14 protein-coding genes are annotated in these 16,207 nt (G+C 30.9%); 5 read left to right on the forward strand and 9 right to left on the reverse strand.

Annotated elements, in window-relative coordinates:
- Positions 1-36: 36 nt before the first annotated feature.
- On the forward strand, positions 37-1,128 hold the full coding sequence (locus tag B4A23_RS05860) for a hypothetical protein (RefSeq protein ID WP_291117991.1): 1,092 nt from the start codon (positions 37-39) through the stop codon (positions 1,126-1,128).
- Between the two features lie 71 nt (positions 1,129-1,199).
- Here B4A23_RS05860 and B4A23_RS05865 read toward each other — a convergent pair whose 3' ends face one another.
- The 9 genes from B4A23_RS05865 to B4A23_RS05905 form a co-directional block, all read right to left on the reverse strand.
- A complete protein-coding gene (locus tag B4A23_RS05865) occupies positions 1,200-1,901 on the reverse strand; it encodes an OmpA family protein (RefSeq protein ID WP_286486618.1) in 702 nt (233 codons plus the stop codon).
- 26 nt (positions 1,902-1,927) lie between these two features.
- Positions 1,928-2,443, reverse strand: a complete 516-nt coding sequence (locus B4A23_RS05870; RefSeq protein WP_114998594.1) for a lipocalin family protein — start codon at positions 2,441-2,443, stop codon at positions 1,928-1,930.
- Positions 2,444-2,569: 126 nt separating this feature from the next.
- Entirely contained in the window at positions 2,570-3,463 is an 894-nt protein-coding gene (locus tag B4A23_RS05875) for a class I SAM-dependent methyltransferase (protein ID WP_291117994.1), read from the reverse strand.
- 1 nt (position 3,464) lies between these two features.
- Positions 3,465-5,336 carry a tRNA uridine-5-carboxymethylaminomethyl(34) synthesis enzyme MnmG gene (mnmG, locus tag B4A23_RS05880; RefSeq protein ID WP_286512465.1) on the reverse strand — a complete coding sequence of 624 codons (1,872 nt, stop codon included), beginning with the start codon at positions 5,334-5,336 and terminating at the stop codon, positions 3,465-3,467.
- Positions 5,337-5,389: 53 nt separating this feature from the next.
- A complete protein-coding gene (gene ybeY / locus B4A23_RS05885) occupies positions 5,390-5,815 on the reverse strand; it encodes an rRNA maturation RNase YbeY (protein WP_291117998.1) in 426 nt (141 codons plus the stop codon).
- A gap of 4 nt (positions 5,816-5,819) precedes the next feature.
- A complete protein-coding gene (locus B4A23_RS05890; protein ID WP_291118001.1) occupies positions 5,820-8,024 on the reverse strand; it encodes a patatin-like phospholipase family protein in 2,205 nt (734 codons plus the stop codon).
- Positions 8,025-8,086: 62 nt separating this feature from the next.
- Complete coding sequence (locus B4A23_RS05895; RefSeq protein ID WP_291118004.1) at positions 8,087-8,365, reverse strand: DUF7683 domain-containing protein; 279 nt, start codon at positions 8,363-8,365, stop codon at positions 8,087-8,089.
- Between the two features lie 56 nt (positions 8,366-8,421).
- Complete coding sequence (locus B4A23_RS05900) at positions 8,422-10,887, reverse strand: bifunctional UDP-N-acetylmuramoyl-tripeptide:D-alanyl-D-alanine ligase/alanine racemase (protein ID WP_291118007.1); 2,466 nt, start codon at positions 10,885-10,887, stop codon at positions 8,422-8,424.
- Complete coding sequence (locus tag B4A23_RS05905) at positions 10,874-11,470, reverse strand: thymidine kinase (protein WP_219034099.1); 597 nt, start codon at positions 11,468-11,470, stop codon at positions 10,874-10,876. The genes B4A23_RS05900 and B4A23_RS05905 overlap by 14 nt, the downstream gene beginning before the upstream one ends.
- Positions 11,471-11,624: 154 nt before the next feature.
- Between B4A23_RS05905 and B4A23_RS05910 the strand changes: the two genes are divergently transcribed.
- From B4A23_RS05910 to B4A23_RS05925, 4 genes are all read left to right on the forward strand, one after another.
- On the forward strand, positions 11,625-12,596 hold the full coding sequence (locus B4A23_RS05910) for a hypothetical protein (protein ID WP_291118009.1): 972 nt from the start codon (positions 11,625-11,627) through the stop codon (positions 12,594-12,596).
- On the forward strand, positions 12,589-13,893 hold the full coding sequence (locus tag B4A23_RS05915; protein ID WP_286512473.1) for a lipopolysaccharide biosynthesis protein: 1,305 nt from the start codon (positions 12,589-12,591) through the stop codon (positions 13,891-13,893). The genes B4A23_RS05910 and B4A23_RS05915 overlap by 8 nt, the downstream gene beginning before the upstream one ends.
- Position 13,894: 1 nt before the next feature.
- A complete protein-coding gene (locus B4A23_RS05920) occupies positions 13,895-14,956 on the forward strand; it encodes a hypothetical protein (RefSeq protein ID WP_291118014.1) in 1,062 nt (353 codons plus the stop codon).
- A 178-nt stretch (positions 14,957-15,134) separates the two neighbouring features.
- A complete protein-coding gene (locus tag B4A23_RS05925) occupies positions 15,135-16,205 on the forward strand; it encodes an O-antigen ligase family protein (RefSeq protein ID WP_291118016.1) in 1,071 nt (356 codons plus the stop codon).
- The last annotated feature ends 2 nt before the right edge of the window (positions 16,206-16,207 follow it).

Consider the following 16,207-nt stretch of genomic DNA (forward strand, 5'->3'; position numbering starts at 1 on the left):
TAAAACTTTAACTCAAAACGTATTAATCTATACTATATGAAACGTTTATTCATCATTGCATCTTTCGCTTTAATGATTATCAGTTGTAAAAATGATAACATTGAAATTGATTCTACATCTGCACAAACTTTTAGTGAAACGGTAGACAAAATTTCGAAGGCTTTGCCTGTTATGCAACAAGATAAATTTAAGGAAGCTTTGCAAATTATTTTCGAGTACAACACAAGTCAATCAATGGATAATGAAGCGCGTTGGGGAATTGTGCGTACGTTGTTGGATGGAAAAACGGTAGATGAAGTTTTTGATATTGCTGAAAAAGTTGCGTTACAAAATAAATTTACTTGGAATAGAAATCAAGTTCCTTTGGTGAATGGAATTCCAAAACCAGGTGCAATTGAAACTGTAGAAACGCCTACTGAACCAACTTCTAATGTACAACGTTTTGATTTTAGTGTAAAACAAGATGATACAGGAATTGCAATTTCGCCATTCTTTTATAATGCACAAGGAGAGGAAATACAGTTAGATCAAGCTGTAACAGCAACGATAGAAGTTTTTAATTCAGGTAGTATTGTGTACACATTTCGTTCGACAATCGATCCAAATTCAATGGATGATTTGTATAGAAAGAATGCAATTAATATTAAATATTCATCTTTAGATGCTTCTAAAATTAAAAGTGATCGTTTGGATATTTTGGTTCGAATTCCGAATTCTGAACGTTATTTAACGAATCGTAAAGCAGTAAAAGTTCCGTTGAATTTAGTTGGAGCTACAGAAGTTGTAGATTCGGCTGCGGTTGAAAGTACGCCTGCTCATGTGAGCAAAGAAGCAGGAATGGTAAAATCTCTTTCGAATCGTTTTATGACGAATTTATCGAAGAAGAATTATTCTGGCGCTTTTGCATTGACAAGAAGTGGAGAGTGGAATACTTTTCAAAAATTTTCTTCTGATGAAACAATTAAAAATTTAGAGCAAGCAACAATTAATGATGCAAAAGTGTTGGATGCTGACGAAAAAGTTGCATTAGTAGAAGTTCATGCAAATTTAAAAGACCAGTCTTCTAAGACGTATCAAGTGACTTTAGAAAAGATCAATAACAAATGGTTTGTGATTAATTTTAAATAATTATAAACTTATTAAACATAAAAAAAAGCGTTCAAATCTTGAACGCTTTTCTTGTTTTATATTGAAATGAATTATTGTCCGTTTGCTTCTTTAGCAGCGTCCGCTTTCATTTTTGCATTTGCAGTAATCGCAATTTCTACACGACGGTTTTGAGCACGTCCTTCTGCAGTTGTATTATCAGCAATTGGCTCTTCTAAACCTTTTCCTTTAGATGTTAAACGAGAAGAAGCAATACCTTTAGAAACTAAATAGTCTTTTACAGATTGTGCACGTTTTTGAGATAATGGTAAGTTATAATTTTGAGAACCTACGTTATCAGTATGTCCAACGATTAATAAATCTGTATCAGGATATTCGTTGAAAACTTCTACTAATTTATCTAAGTTAGATTTAGCAACAGCAGTTAAAGAAGCTTTATTGTAATCAAAAGTAACTTTAGAGTTTTCATCTAAAATTAAGTTAATTCCTTCTTCAGTTCTTACAACTTCTGCACCTGGTAAAACTTGCTCAATTTTTTGCGCTTGTTTATCCATATTGTTACCAATAACACCACCAGCAGCTCCACCTACAGCAGCTCCGATTACAGCACCTAAAGCAGTGTTACCACCTTTACCGATATTATTACCTAAGATTCCTCCAATAACACCACCAGCAACAGCACCAATACCAGCACCTTTTTGTGTATTATTTGCATTTTGTACAGCTGTACAAGAAGACATCATAAATGATCCTCCCAATACAATTGCAGCTATTTTAGTATTTATTTTTTTCATAATTTCTAAGTTTTTTAAATTGTTGATTAACGTACGAAGTTATAAATCACTTGTGCAATTTTTCCATTTGCATTGATATCTTGTACCAATTTCATCGAATTTGCATCAACATAATCTACACGCATTTTATATCCTGCTGTATTTTGTTTCGCTTTGATTCCTGTAACATCTTTGAAGATAAAGTAAGTTGTAGAACCATCTTGTTGTAAATCCCAAATAATATTAGCTGTTCCTGAAGGGCAATCTCCGCCAGCGTTATTAAATGTATATGTTCCTTTTTTGTTGTTTTGAACTAAGTTCCATGTTGAACCTTCATAACATTCTGGGTTTGCTGTGTCAAAAACTTTCGCAACTGCATCTGTAACTTTTACATTACCTTGTACCTCGTTTGTTGTTAAACCTTGGTAGTCTACATTTGTCAAAGTCCATGCACCTCTTACTTCTTTACCTGTTTGTATTTCTTGTTTTGCAACGGTTGTAGATGCACAAGAAGTTAAAAATGCTGAAGCGCATATCCCAAATAATAAAATACTTTTTTTCATAGCTATTTATTTTATCTATTATTAATCTTAAAAAACGGCTTTTATAAATTAGATTTAATAAAGTTTTAGAAAAAAAACGACTCCTAATACGTCTGATTAGATAATCATTCTTTAAAAACGCTTATTTTAATTTTCAGCTTTAATAATATAGATTAAAGACGAATATTGACCTGTTTTTTTAGCTTGAGCATTAGACTTCAAACCAATTCTAAGCGCATTGATAAAACCTAATTTATTACCTTTATATTTTTCAGATAGTAGACTCACATAAAACGAATCTAATTTCATCGGGTGGATAGATTCAATTTTCATACCAAAGTTGCTAAATAACTTTCGCATGCTGGTTTCTGTGAAATGCCATAAATGACGAGGTACATCATAAGCCGCCCAATGTTCACCATAATATTTAGCATCATACGATTGGTGGTTTGGTACAGCTACTACTAAGATACCACTTTTTGTTAAATGTTTCTTTAGTTCTGTAATTATTTCTTTCAGATTAGGGATATGTTCTAAAACATGCCACAAGGTAATCACATCATACTTTTCTGTATTCTGTTCTAATTCTGTAGAAGTAACTTTTTCTATTCCAACTTTTGATTGCGCAATTCGTCTTGCCGAATCATTTGGTTCCATTCCCAAAACATCGTAACCATTTTTTTGAAGATGCTCTAAAAAATCTCCAACTCCACAACCATAATCTAGAATTTTTTTACCAGTACCAACTTTATTAATCAATTCTAATTTATTATTTAGATTGATTGATTTTGCCATTTGATAAAAACGTTCGAAAATAGATTTCTTTCCATCGGTATGGGAAATGTAATTTTTACTTTCGTAATACTTTCCTAAATTTTCGATAGGCTGGGGGAGAGTGTACAAAACTTCGGTTTCTGAATCTTCGTAAATCTCGAACTTTTCTCCTGTTAAAAAATAATCTTTTAAATCTAATTTCTTAATACCAGAAAATCCTTCTTTTGAAGGATTTTCTTGAGATGTTTCACGTGGAACATTTTCCATATTATCTTCCCATGTAAATTAATAATACACTTATATCTGCTGGCGACACACCACTAATTCTTGATGCTTGCGCTACCGTTGCAGGTTTTATTTTTGTTAATTTTTGACGAGCTTCTATCGACATCGAACCAAAAACATGATAATCTATATCAGCTGGAATTTTTAGATTTTCCAAACGATGCAATTTATCTGCATTCTGTTGTTCTTTCTTAATATAACCTTTGTATTTGATCTGAATTTCTGTTTGCTCTAATTCTTCTTGATCGTATTCATTCGTTTCAATAAATTCTTTCACACGATTCAATTTTGTGAAATCAGAAAGCTTTAATTCAGGACGAGAAATAACCGAAATCATTTTGTTTGGTTGTTTCAAAGGTGTTCCTTCGCGCTCTTCAATTACATCATTTATCTCTTGTGGCTTGATTGAATTTTCTTCGAAATAATTAACAAGCTTTTCAGCTTTGTCAAATTTTTCTTCCATTCTTCTTAAGCGATCTTCTGAGGCTAAACCAAGTTCAAAACTTTTTCTTGTCAAACGTTCATCAGCATTATCTTGTCTCAATAAGATACGATATTCTGCACGAGACGTAAACATACGATATGGTTCTTCTGTACCTTTTGTAATTAAATCGTCGATTAAAACTCCTATATACGCTTCATTACGATTTAAGATAAATGGATCCTTTCCTTGAATTTTCAATACTGCATTTATACCTGCCATCAAACCTTGAGAAGCTGCTTCTTCGTATCCTGTTGTTCCGTTAATTTGCCCAGCACAATATAAGTTTTCGATTAGCTTAGTTTCTAATGTATGTTTTAATTGTGTTGGTGGAAAATAATCGTATTCGATGGCATAACCAGGACGTAAAATTTTAGCATTTTCAAACCCAGGAACAGAACGTAAAGCTCTTGCTTGAATATCATCAGGCAAAGATGTTGAGAATCCATTTATGTAGAATTCCATTGTGTGCCAACCTTCTGGTTCTGCAAAAATCTGATGACGATCTTTGTCTGCAAAACGATTAATTTTATCTTCGATAGATGGACAATATCTTGGTCCAGTCGATTTAATTGTTCCGTTAAACATTGGAGAACGATCAAAACCTTCGCGCAATAAATCGTGAACTTCTTGATTCGTATAGGTAATCCAACAAGAACGTTGTTTTGTTAATTTTGGCGTATTTGTATATGAAAATTTTGAAGGATTTTCATCTCCTGGTTGCTCAACCATTTTCGTATAATCGATAGAACGACCATCTACACGTGGAGGAGTTCCTGTTTTCATACGACCAGCTTCGAAACCTAAATCAACTAATTGTTCCGTAATTCCGAAAGCAGCTGATTCTCCCATACGTCCACCTCCAAATTGTTTTTCCCCGATATGAATCAAACCATTCAAGAAAGTACCATTTGTAAGCACAACAGATTTAGAACGAATTTTCATTCCCATTGCTGTAATTACTCCACAAACTTTACCATTTTCAATGATTAAATTTTTAACCATATCTTGAAAGAAGTCAACATTCTCTGTTCTCTCTAAAGATAAACGCCATTCTTCTGCAAAACGCATACGGTCTGATTGCGCACGTGGCGACCACATCGCTGGACCTTTTGATTGATTCAGCATCTTGAATTGAATCGCAGTTTTGTCGGTAATAATACCAGAGTATCCACCTAAAGCGTCAATCTCGCGAACAATTTGTCCTTTTGCTATTCCACCCATAGCAGGATTACAAGACATTTGTCCGATTGTTTGTAAGTTCATTGTAACAAGAAGCGTTTTTGCTCCTAAATTGGCTGCTGCCGCTGTTGCTTCTGCACCTGCGTGACCACCACCAACTACAATTACATCATATTCTGATTGAAATATCATTTGATTGTAAACTTATTTTTCTTGTTAAAATAATAAATGTTCCACGTGGAACATTATTGATTTAGATAGCTACTAAATGTTTCTAAATATTGATTTTCTTTAGCAGTCATCAATTCTTTGTCATCTGGTTCCTTGTCCATATAACCAGCAAAATGTAATATTCCGTGGATAACAACACGAGCCAATTCGTTTTCAAAAGAAACACCATTTTGCTCTGCATTATCTTTGATTCGTTCGACGCTAATAAAAATATCACCCATCAATTCGTCTTCAATAGAATTATCGAAACCGATAACATCTGTGTAATAATCGTGGTCTAAATATTGTCGATTAATTTGAAGTAAGTATTCATCATCACAGAAAATATAGTTTAAATCTTCTAATATTTTCCCTTCATTCTTCATACTCTCTACGATCCAATCTATCCAAGTTTGAGCATCTTTTAGCTCAAAATCTGTTTCGTAAAATAATTCTATCATTGTTCTAAAACCAGTAACCTAAACTTAAATTAAATAATCCTTTTTTTGTGTAAGGCGAATAACTCCAAATGAAATTTAAAGGTCCTAATGGACTATCGTAGCCATAGGTAACGCCATACCCAAGATATTTGTAATCTGTTAAACTTAGTTGCTCAAATCTATCTGTGATATTTGCTATATTCATAAATAGACTTGTGTAATGATTTTTCAAAATTCGAGCTTGGATATGAGAGCCAAAAAGCAATTGATTGTCGCCAATCGCAGAGCCAAAAGGAAGCCCATAAAACTTGGTATAATTGAAAAAATCTTGTTCAACATAACCTCCGAGATAAAACTTCTGAGGCATTGTTACATTATCGTTGAAAAAGGTTCCAAAGTTAGCAGTAAATCTGTAACTTAGGAAATTATTTAACGGAAAATTTGCCTCTAAACTCGATTCTAACAAATAGTTATTTTCGAATCCAGTTACATTAGAATCAAACAAATACTTAAAGCTTCCATCAAATTTTAAACCACTACGCGCAAAATTTGCATTATTTCGATTATCTGCTTTGATATATCCATACGCTTTCCAATAATAACCTTCAGATTTTGCTGGAAATTCTTCATTTGAAGCAATAAAATTATTTGTGAAAACTTTTGTGTATTGATGCTCTAATCCAACGCCAATCGCAAATTTTTCTTTAATCGTGGATTGAATATAGATTTGATTGATGTATTCTCTAAAGTTATAATTTACTTTTTTGTAGATATTATCTTGACCAAAGAAGTTTCTTAAATCAATTTCTTTGTCAAAATAATGCGAAAAAGAGTTGAAACCGATACTTGGAAGATATCCATTATCAATGAAAAAATTGATGTTATATCGCGCATAATCTCCAACCACAACATCAGCAGATAGCACCGAGTTTTTGACAAATAAATTCTTTGAAGTGAAGTTTAAAAGTAATCCTGTTTTGAATAAATCATCGTAATGTAATCCAAAACGGATTGATTGTTTGGTCTTATTTTCTTGAACTTTTAACGTCAATAAATTCTCTTCATCGTTAATTTCTGAGATTTTATACGTGATATTATTGAAGTTTCCAGAAGCATACAATTTCGAAATTCCAGCTTTTAAATCATCATATTTTATAATTTCAGGAGTACGAATCCCTAGCTTACCTTCGATGTAATTTGTGTTGAAGTTTTTCAATCCTTCTACTTCAATTTCTTTCACCAAAACATAATCATCAAGTTTAATTTCGTTTCGAGTTTTATTGGAAGCATGCTGTTTTTTTGCAATTTCTTTGAGTTGATCATATACTTTTTCCGAAGCAATAAGTCCACGATTGTAAATAGAATCTACTTCGTCAAAACTTGTAACTGCATATTCTTTTAACTCTGGTTTAATCAATAAATCGACTAATTTTTTCTGCTCATTTGTTTTTTTAACGATACTCATCGTCATAATTTGACTCAAAATATCAATAGCAGAATTTAGATCATCACGTTTTTGTAAACCATCACCCAATTCGACACCGATAATAATATCAGCCCCCATATCTTTCACTTCTTTCACGGGGAAATTGTTGACAACGCCTCCATCAACATATATTTTACCATCAATTGTGACAGGATCTAACATGGTTGGATAAGCGCCCGAAGCCAAAATAATGCGAGGTAAAAATCCCGAACGAAAGACTTTTTCTTCTCCAGTTTCGAGATCGGTTCCAATACAAACAAAAGGTGTTGGAAGTTTATTGAAATCATCAATATCATGAACTGGACGCAATAAATAGGTTAACAAATCAAGCGGACCTTGCCCTTTTGAAATGGCATTAGGAATAGTTAATTTGAACTTGTCAAAAGGTAATTCTAAGATATATTTTTCTTTGTATGCTTTCTCGAAGAAAGGAATTTCTGCACGATCTTTATTTTGAGTAATCAGCGAAGAAATGTCCAATTGATGCATGATTTTCTCAAGCTCGTCAGGTGTATATCCAGCTGCATATAATCCGCCGATAATCGCGCCCATACTTGTACCTCCGATGTAATCAATTTTGATTCCTGCTTCTTCAATCTTCTTCAAAGCGCCAACATGTGCATAACCTTTTGCACCACCACCACTCAATACAACACCTACTTTTAGACGTGTTGAATCGTTCTTTGTTTCTTGAGCAAAGGTCATGGTTGAAATAATGAAAATGAAAGCAAAAAGACTGCGCATAAATTGATTTAAATTGAGGAATAAAGATAACAATTTTGAATCTAAGTTGTAGAATTGTTTAACTATTCTACATTATTTTCATAACAACTTAAATAATATGAAAACTTCGAAAAGTTGGGAGAAAAAGCTTTATTTACTTTTAGAAAAGGCTTTAGTTTTTCTATTTGTGAAACAGAAAGTGGATATGAATCATAAATTTCTGTTGGATAATCATCCTCATTTAAGATAAAATCATTTAAATAAAAAAGAATCTGTTCAGATATTATTTCTAATTCGAATTCATTGTTCAGAGAATCGTCAGAGTTACTATACTCTTCAATTAATCTAATTATTTTATCCATTTATTTTTTTTAAAAATACAAAAAAAGAGCTACTTTTCAGTAACTCTTTTAGTATATTATTCTTTGTAATAAACGCGTTTTATACGTTGGGAAACCGAAGTTAAGACTTCATAAGGAATTGTTCCTAACCATTCGGTAACGTCGGCTAAAGTTGGTGAGTTTCCAAAAATAGTTACTTCATCACCTTCTTTGCACGGAATATCGGTTACATCAACCATCATCATATCCATACAAATGGTACCGGTAATTGTAGCCAAATGTCCATTGATACCTACTTTTCCTTTTCCGTAACCAAGCGAACGACGAATTCCGTCTGCATAACCAACAGGTAAAGTTGCAATTTTGGTATGACGCGCCGCGGTAAAACGGCGACCGTAACTTACAGTTTCGCCTTTTTCTATTTCTGAAATCTGAGAGATTACCGTTTTGAAACGCACAACAGGTTTCAAATATTTCTCCATAAAATCGGTATATTCAGAGTAGCCATACATTCCGATTCCTAAACGAACCATATCATATTGATGCTCTCCATACGCTACAATTCCAGGAGAATTTAACGCATGTTTGATCGGTTTTATATTTAAGGCAGTTGTAATTGCCGAATAACTGTTATCAAAACGATTCAATTGGTATCTCGCATAATCTTCCTCTTCTGGCATATCGGCAGTTGCTAAATGCGTGAAAATTGAGCGAACATAGACATGCGAATTATCTTTTAGAATGGCAATTAGCTCTTCGAAATCGTCTTCGTGAAAACCAAGACGATTCATACCCGTTTCCATTTTTAGGTGAATTGGATAAGGCGAAGAAATCTGTTTTTCTTGTAGTTTCTGAATGAATAGTTTCAAGACGCGCAAACTATAGATCTCCGGCTCTAATTGATAATCGATAACTGTAGAATAACTACTTTGTTCCGGATTCATGACGATGATTGGAACAGTAATTCCAGCTTCGCGCAATTCTTTTCCTTCGTCTGCAATTGCTACTCCTAAGAAATCGACACCGTTATTTTGTAAGGTATTTGCGACCTCAAAACTTCCTGTTCCATAACTGTTCGCTTTTACCATACACATCAATTTTGTGGTAGGTTTTAGCAATGAGCGGTACACATTTATATTCTCGATAAGGTGTTGTAAATTAATTTCGAGAACAGAATCGTTGGAACGTGTTTCTAATTCATTCGAGATTTTTTCTAATTTGAACGGACGAGCACCTTTTAATAAAATGGCTTCGTTGTCGACATGTTGATGTTTGAACTGTTCTAAGAATTCTTCAGTCGAATTGAATGAGCGAACATAGGATTCAAATAAATGTTTGAACTTAGAAATTTTTTCTCCAATCAAAACAATCTCATCAAAATGATAAGGGTTGACTAAATCGGCAGCTTGTTGATATAAATCGTGGTCAGATAAGTTACTTTGTAAAATATCCGTCAACACCAACGATTTTTTGTCGCGCGGTTGTTGATTTAGTACATTTAAACCAATTTTTAACGAATTTAGATCAGAATTGAAGGTATCATTAATTAAAATTGAATGATTAATCGCTTCTTTAATTTCCAAACGCATTTCGATTGGTAGAAGTTGATTAAATTCGTTTTTAAGTTGTTTATAATCAATATTTAAACTGATTAAAGTCGTTAAGCAAATTAAACTATTTTTAATCGAAGCATCATCGATAAAAGGAATCGAATAGATGAATTCTTCTTGATTATGTAAAATAGAAATTTGTGTATTAGTCTGATTACTTTGTATTTTCTTGATTTGTACAGTGGCAGAATTGGAGTAACCATAAGTGTATTTATCTATTTGTGCTAAATGAGCATTTTCAAGAATAGCTTGATGAACTTTTTCATTCTCGATATTGAAAACTAATTTATCAACATGAGAAAATAGTTTCAGTTTTTCCTGAATCAATTCATCTTGATTTTTGAAATTCTCTAAATGCGCTTCTCCGATTTTTGTCAACACTCCAATTGTAGGTTGAATAATTTCTTCGAGATTTTGCATTTCATTTGGCATCGAAATTCCAGCTTCGAAAATACCCAAATCGTTTTTCTCCTCCATTTGTAAAACAGAAAGTGCTGCTCCGAATTGAGAATTATAACTTTTTGGACTACGAACAATCGAGAATTTTTTCCATAACAATTGATTCAACCATTCTTTGACAATAGTTTTTCCATTGGAACCAGTAATTCCGATGACAGGAAAATGAAATTGTTTGCGATGAATTTTTGCCCAATTTTGTAAAGCAAGAAGCGGATTTTTGACCTCGATAAAATTTGCATGAGGCAAATTCGTCAACGCTTTTTCTACGACAAAATTTCGAATACCTCTTTGATAAGCATCTTGCAAATACAAATGCCCGTCTTTTTGGTTTCCGTGAAAAGCAAAGAAAATTCCGTGAGTTGGATTGACAATCATGCGCGAATCAAAGAAAATTTGATCGATGATTTCGTCTCCGTTTCCAATCAAAGTACCGTTGATGATACTTGCAATTTGATTTAGATTATAAGTTTTCAACTTTATGTTTGTTATGTTCTTCCCAAAAAGCAACTCGGCTTAATGGTTCGTATTCTAGTACTTCGCCAAGCTCTACAAGGCGATCACTGTCAATTTTTCGGTGCGAATAATTGGCTAAATTTCCTGTACGAACGCAGATTGCATGAACTTTTGTTACATACTCGGCAGTTGCCATTAAATTGGGCATAGGACCAAAAGGACGACCTTTGAAATCCATATCCAAGCCAGCAACTATAACGCGTTTGCCTTCATTTGCCAATTGATTGGCTACGTCTACAATACCGTCATCAAAAAATTGTGCTTCATCAATTCCTACCACATCGCAATCATCAGCCAATAATAAAATTGCTGAAGAATACTCAACAGGTGTTGATGTAATAGAATTTTGATTGTGCGAAACGACTTCACGGTCAGCATAGCGCGTATCTACCGTAGGTTTGAAGATTTCGACACGTTGCTTGGCAAATTCGGCACGTTTTAGACGGCGTATAAGTTCTTCGGTTTTACCAGAAAACATTGAGCCACAGATGACTTCTATCCATCCACTTTTTTTGTTATGATTAAAGGTATTTTCGAGGAACATAGTTCAAATAATTTAGATTAAAATGTGAGAACAAATTTACGGAATAAATTAGATGAGAAAATTAAAAAATATAAATAAAGCATTTTGTATAAGAAATGTAGGAAATTTGCGTTTCAACTATTGTATATATCAAAATATTAATGATTTTTAATTTATGAGTAATTCTCAAGAAAATAATTCCCAGGAAATTGATTTGGTTTTTTTAGCTAAGAAAATTAAAAAATTTTTTCTATCAATAGGTTTTTCAATCTTACGATTAATCAACTTCATTATTCGAAACAAAATAATAGTAATTATCTTGTTCATTTTAGGTATATCTCTTGGGGTTTATTTTGATAAAAAATCAAAGAATAATTTTAAAACTGAAGTTGTTGTTGTTCCAAATTTTGATAGTGTCGATTTACTTTATTCAGAAGTAGAAAATTTTAAATCGAATTTAAATTCGAACAAATCCAAATATGACTTTTTGAATGATGTTGTAGATTTAAGAATAGAATCGATAGAAAATATTAATAGTATTCTTACAGATAAAGATAATTTGGAAATTTTTAAAGTATTAACATCAAATGGACAAGATTTATCTAAAATTTTGAAAAATGAAGAGTTTAAAAAGAATTATAAATATCATTTAATCACGTTGAAAACAAATTCATCGGCGAATTCTCAAAAAATCATTGATTTTTTATTAAATACTATTAATTCTAAACCATATTATAAACAAAGGTCTGCTTTAGCAATTAAGAATCAAACTAATGCTAAACAGCAAGCAGAAAAGAGTATTGAACAAATTAATAAGATTCTAGAGAATTTAGGAAATGGAAGTGTTTCTGTTGTTGGTAAAGATTTGAATATTAATAGTTATGATCAATTATCTAATGTAATTGAGATGAAAGATTATTATATGAAAAAACTAGCTGAAATTAATACTAAGTTAATCGAGTATAAATCTACTATTTATCCAGTTAATACATCTTTTAACAATAAAATACACCAAAAAATATATGAAAAAATGGTAGTTGTTTTACCACTTTTTTTGATTGGTTTCTACTTGTTTTTGTCTTATATCAAATATTTGTATGTGAAGTATAATAATCTATACCAAAAGACAAAAATTAAAAATGCTTGAAAAGAGCAAAAATATTATCAAAAACAAGGAAATTAAACAAGGTTTAATCACACTTTTTTTAAGAGGAATTGGTGTATTGACGTTATTTGGTTTTACTATTTTTTTTAATCGAAATTTTGATTCTTCTGTGGTGGGAGACTATGAGTTTACTCGTATGTTTTTACTCGTATCAGGAAGTATTTGTTTGTTCGGCACAGATATCTCTATTTTATATTTTGCTGGAAGACTGAAAAGTGAAGAAAGGTTTTATGAACTCAAAAATTTGTATTATAAAATTACAATCTTAAGTTTTATTTTTTGTTTAATAATAGGCTTAATCTTTTTTATTTTTTTTGATTCAACATTTATTAATTCATTTTTTGGTTCAGAAAATTCGTATAAAATAGTATCATATAGTATACTTTTTTTATTTTTTAATGTTTGGACTTTGTTTAATACGGAGGTTTTGAGAGCTCTTGATCAAATCGTTTGGTCAGAGTTGTTTCGAAATACATTCAAGTTTTTTCCTGTTATCTTTGGTGCAATCATTTTATATGGAAGTGAAAAAGAGGAAAGTATTGTCTTTTACTATATTTTAGGTTTTGTATTTCTAAGCCTTATCACAACAGTTTTTGTGTTAATACTTTTGAATAAAATTCCGAAATCAAACTACCATCATTTGCCAATATCTTATCGCGAAATAATAGACTATTCTTTACCAATGGGAATAAGTAGCTTTGCAGTTTATTTATTTTCAACAATTGATATCATTATTTTGAGAAACTATTTTTCTAGTTCAGATGTGGCTTTATACGCTTTGGGAATAAAAATAATGGCAATTTTGAGTATGGTAATTTTAAGCATCAATGTTAATCTTTCGCCACAAATAGCTGAACTTTATTTGAAGAATGAGTTAGACGAGCTAAAGAAGGTTTTAAGACGTTCGAGTCGATTTATTTTTTTGTTAAGCGTAATAATAGGCTTAATAATTATTTTATTTTCTGATTATATTTTACCAATATTTGGAACAGAATATATTGCTGCGAAAACAGCTGTATTAATTCTTGTTATTGGACAAATTTTAATTTCAAGTTTAGGAAGTTCGGCTGTTTACTTGAATATGACAGGAAGACCAAAAGTTTTTCGTAGTTTTCTATTGATTGCTTTGCTAATTAATCTTTCTTTGAATTTAATTTTGATTCCTAAATTTGGAATAATAGGAGCGTCTATAACGTATGTTGTAACAATACTTTTTTGGAACTTATGTGCTGTTATATATATTTACCAAAAGGATAAAATAAAAATTTACATCAATTGAAATGAGAGTTACTCTACAAAAAAATAAGTTAACATTTATACTTCTTTTTTTATTGTCAATTCTTATCGCATTAATGGGTGAGAAAGTATTGCCACAGAAGTTCTTTATAGATGCTAATACTATTGTTTTTGATTATTATAATGAAGCAGGTTTCAAAGGAAGTTATCCGCTTACAATGTCTTTTTACAAATATACTCAGTTAGGTAAATTACCTTTTAATGTAGTAGGTGTTTTTCAGTTGTTTTTTTATTATTTTATTTTATTCAAAATAGGTGTTCCAAAGGATTTTCATATTCTTACTATAAAGAATATAATTGTTTACTTAGCTTTTTTGATGATAGGAATTTTTATCTCAATGCCTTCAAAAGAGTTTATTACATTTCTATTTATTTCACAAATTGTTTTCTTATTTCAATCTAAAAAAATAGGGTTTGATTTATCCCTTTTATATTCTTTTTTAGTATTAATAATATTTGGAATATTCTTCAGGTCTTATTTTGCGTTAATACCTCTTATATCTATTTTATTATACTTTATTTCGAAAATAAAATATACAAACAGAACTTTCGGAATAATAATAATAAGTGTACTAGTAATAATTCTATTTTCAGCGTTACATTATTTAGTAAAGGGAGATTTTTTTTCTGATTTAGCAAGGAATTCTGTAAATGAAGTTAGACAAGGCTCTGAAGATGCAAACTCTATGATTATTCCTCCATTAGAACCTACAGGATTATTAGCAGAGTTAGTGAATACTTTTTATAGTTTTTTATCAGTTAATTTTCCAATTGTAGAGTATAAGCATTTATTATCACCTCGAATTTTTCTATTTATTATTTGGCAGATTTTATTTACAATAATTTTTATAGTTCGTTTTTCGTGGGCTATAAAAGATCCGGTAAAGAATAATAGAATATTATGGATATTTTATTTTCTGTTTTCTTATCTGGCAATCCAAAGTGTTTTTGAGCCAGATTTAGGTTCAGCAGTTAGACACAAAATTGGAATTTTACCATTGTTTTATTACGTTTTCTACTATGATAGTTTCTCTGAAAAAGTATAATCAAATTAATCAGTTATTGATTCTACTAATTGCATGTACAATCGTTTTTAGGAGTATTTGTACACCTATTATTATATTTTTTTTAGTGTTTAATTTACTTCATTGTAAGTTTATCATTATTGAAAAAAAACACTTTAAAGATATTCTTATCATTAGCTCGCCGTTATTAATTAGTATATTGTTTTTTTTTAATAATGATACAATTTCAGGAGGATTCAAATCTGTAGAAAAATTATTGACATTAATTATTTTTCCACTTTTTGTATTAACGAATAAAAACTTAAATATCAATTTTATTCTAAATCAATATAGGATCTGGTTTCTCGTTATATTATTAGGGTTTTTAGTAAGATTTGTTTTAATTTTTCCTGAAAAAATCACGAAATATATTAACGGAATTGATTTGATAGAAATTGGTTATCAATATGCAATTTCATTAGGTTCTCACGCTCCTTTACTCAATTTACAAGTTGGCTTTTTGAGTGTAGTTCATTTTTATTTTTTGATTCAATCAATTGTAAATAAGCAATTTTCTAAAATATTTTTTAATATCATTCTATTTTTCCTTTCATTTTCTTTGGTGCTAATTGTAAATACTCGTATTACGTTATTAGCTGTTATTCTTTGTGTAATTGTTATTTTGATTAGAGAACTTATTTCTTTGTATTCACTAAAGAAAACAATGATTGGTTTATTCTTAGGATTAATGATAACAGCCTCAATAATAGGAGGTTTTGTTAAAATTAATCCCTATATGTACGAGAAATACTCCTCGGTTACTTTTATACATATGGATAAAGTTGGAAAGCTTGATGAAATTAAAAATCCAGAAATTGTAGTGTTTAATGCTTTGGTGACAAGAGTCTCTATTTGGAAAGCATCTGTAGAAGTCGCAAAAGAAAATTTACCTTTTGGAACAGGAGCTGAGATGGGTAAAAAAGAACTTTTTGATTATTATAAAAAGACAAATCAACATTTCTTAGCTAAATATGAATTTCCAGTTCACAATCAATTCTTAGATTTCTCAATAAAATTTGGTGTTATAGGCTTCATAGTTTGTTGTATTTATATATTTTTTCCGTTTTATAAAAGCTTAGATTTACTCGATTTCAAATCACTATTTATTTGTTTTGGAACGTTGTTCTTTATTTCGAATTTAACGGATGATTTTTTAATTCGATTTGATGGAATTGTTTTTAGTGGATTATTTTATTCATTGTTTAGTAGTATTTCAACCTTTAAAAAATAATA

Origin of the sequence: Empedobacter sp. UBA7248 (assembly GCF_002472945.1) — a bacterium.
Lineage (GTDB): Bacteria > Bacteroidota > Bacteroidia > Flavobacteriales > Weeksellaceae > Empedobacter > Empedobacter falsenii_C.

Coding starts and splice junctions, on each gene's coding strand:
- B4A23_RS05890 (WP_291118001.1), bottom strand. CDS start 8,024: ATGCGCAGTCTTTTTGCTTTCATTTTCATTATTTCAACCATGACCTTT.
- B4A23_RS05865 (WP_286486618.1), bottom strand. CDS start 1,901: ATGAAAAAAATAAATACTAAAATAGCTGCAATTGTATTGGGAGGATCA.
- B4A23_RS05910 (WP_291118009.1), top strand. CDS start 11,625: ATGAGTAATTCTCAAGAAAATAATTCCCAGGAAATTGATTTGGTTTTT.
- B4A23_RS05895 (WP_291118004.1), bottom strand. CDS start 8,365: ATGGATAAAATAATTAGATTAATTGAAGAGTATAGTAACTCTGACGAT.
- mnmG (WP_286512465.1), bottom strand. CDS start 5,336: ATGATATTTCAATCAGAATATGATGTAATTGTAGTTGGTGGTGGTCAC.
- B4A23_RS05875 (WP_291117994.1), bottom strand. CDS start 3,463: ATGGAAAATGTTCCACGTGAAACATCTCAAGAAAATCCTTCAAAAGAA.
- B4A23_RS05920 (WP_291118014.1), top strand. CDS start 13,895: ATGAGAGTTACTCTACAAAAAAATAAGTTAACATTTATACTTCTTTTT.
- B4A23_RS05860 (WP_291117991.1), top strand. CDS start 37: ATGAAACGTTTATTCATCATTGCATCTTTCGCTTTAATGATTATCAGT.
- B4A23_RS05905 (WP_219034099.1), bottom strand. CDS start 11,470: ATGTTCCTCGAAAATACCTTTAATCATAACAAAAAAAGTGGATGGATA.
- B4A23_RS05915 (WP_286512473.1), top strand. CDS start 12,589: ATGCTTGAAAAGAGCAAAAATATTATCAAAAACAAGGAAATTAAACAA.
- B4A23_RS05870 (WP_114998594.1), bottom strand. CDS start 2,443: ATGAAAAAAAGTATTTTATTATTTGGGATATGCGCTTCAGCATTTTTA.
- ybeY (WP_291117998.1), bottom strand. CDS start 5,815: ATGATAGAATTATTTTACGAAACAGATTTTGAGCTAAAAGATGCTCAA.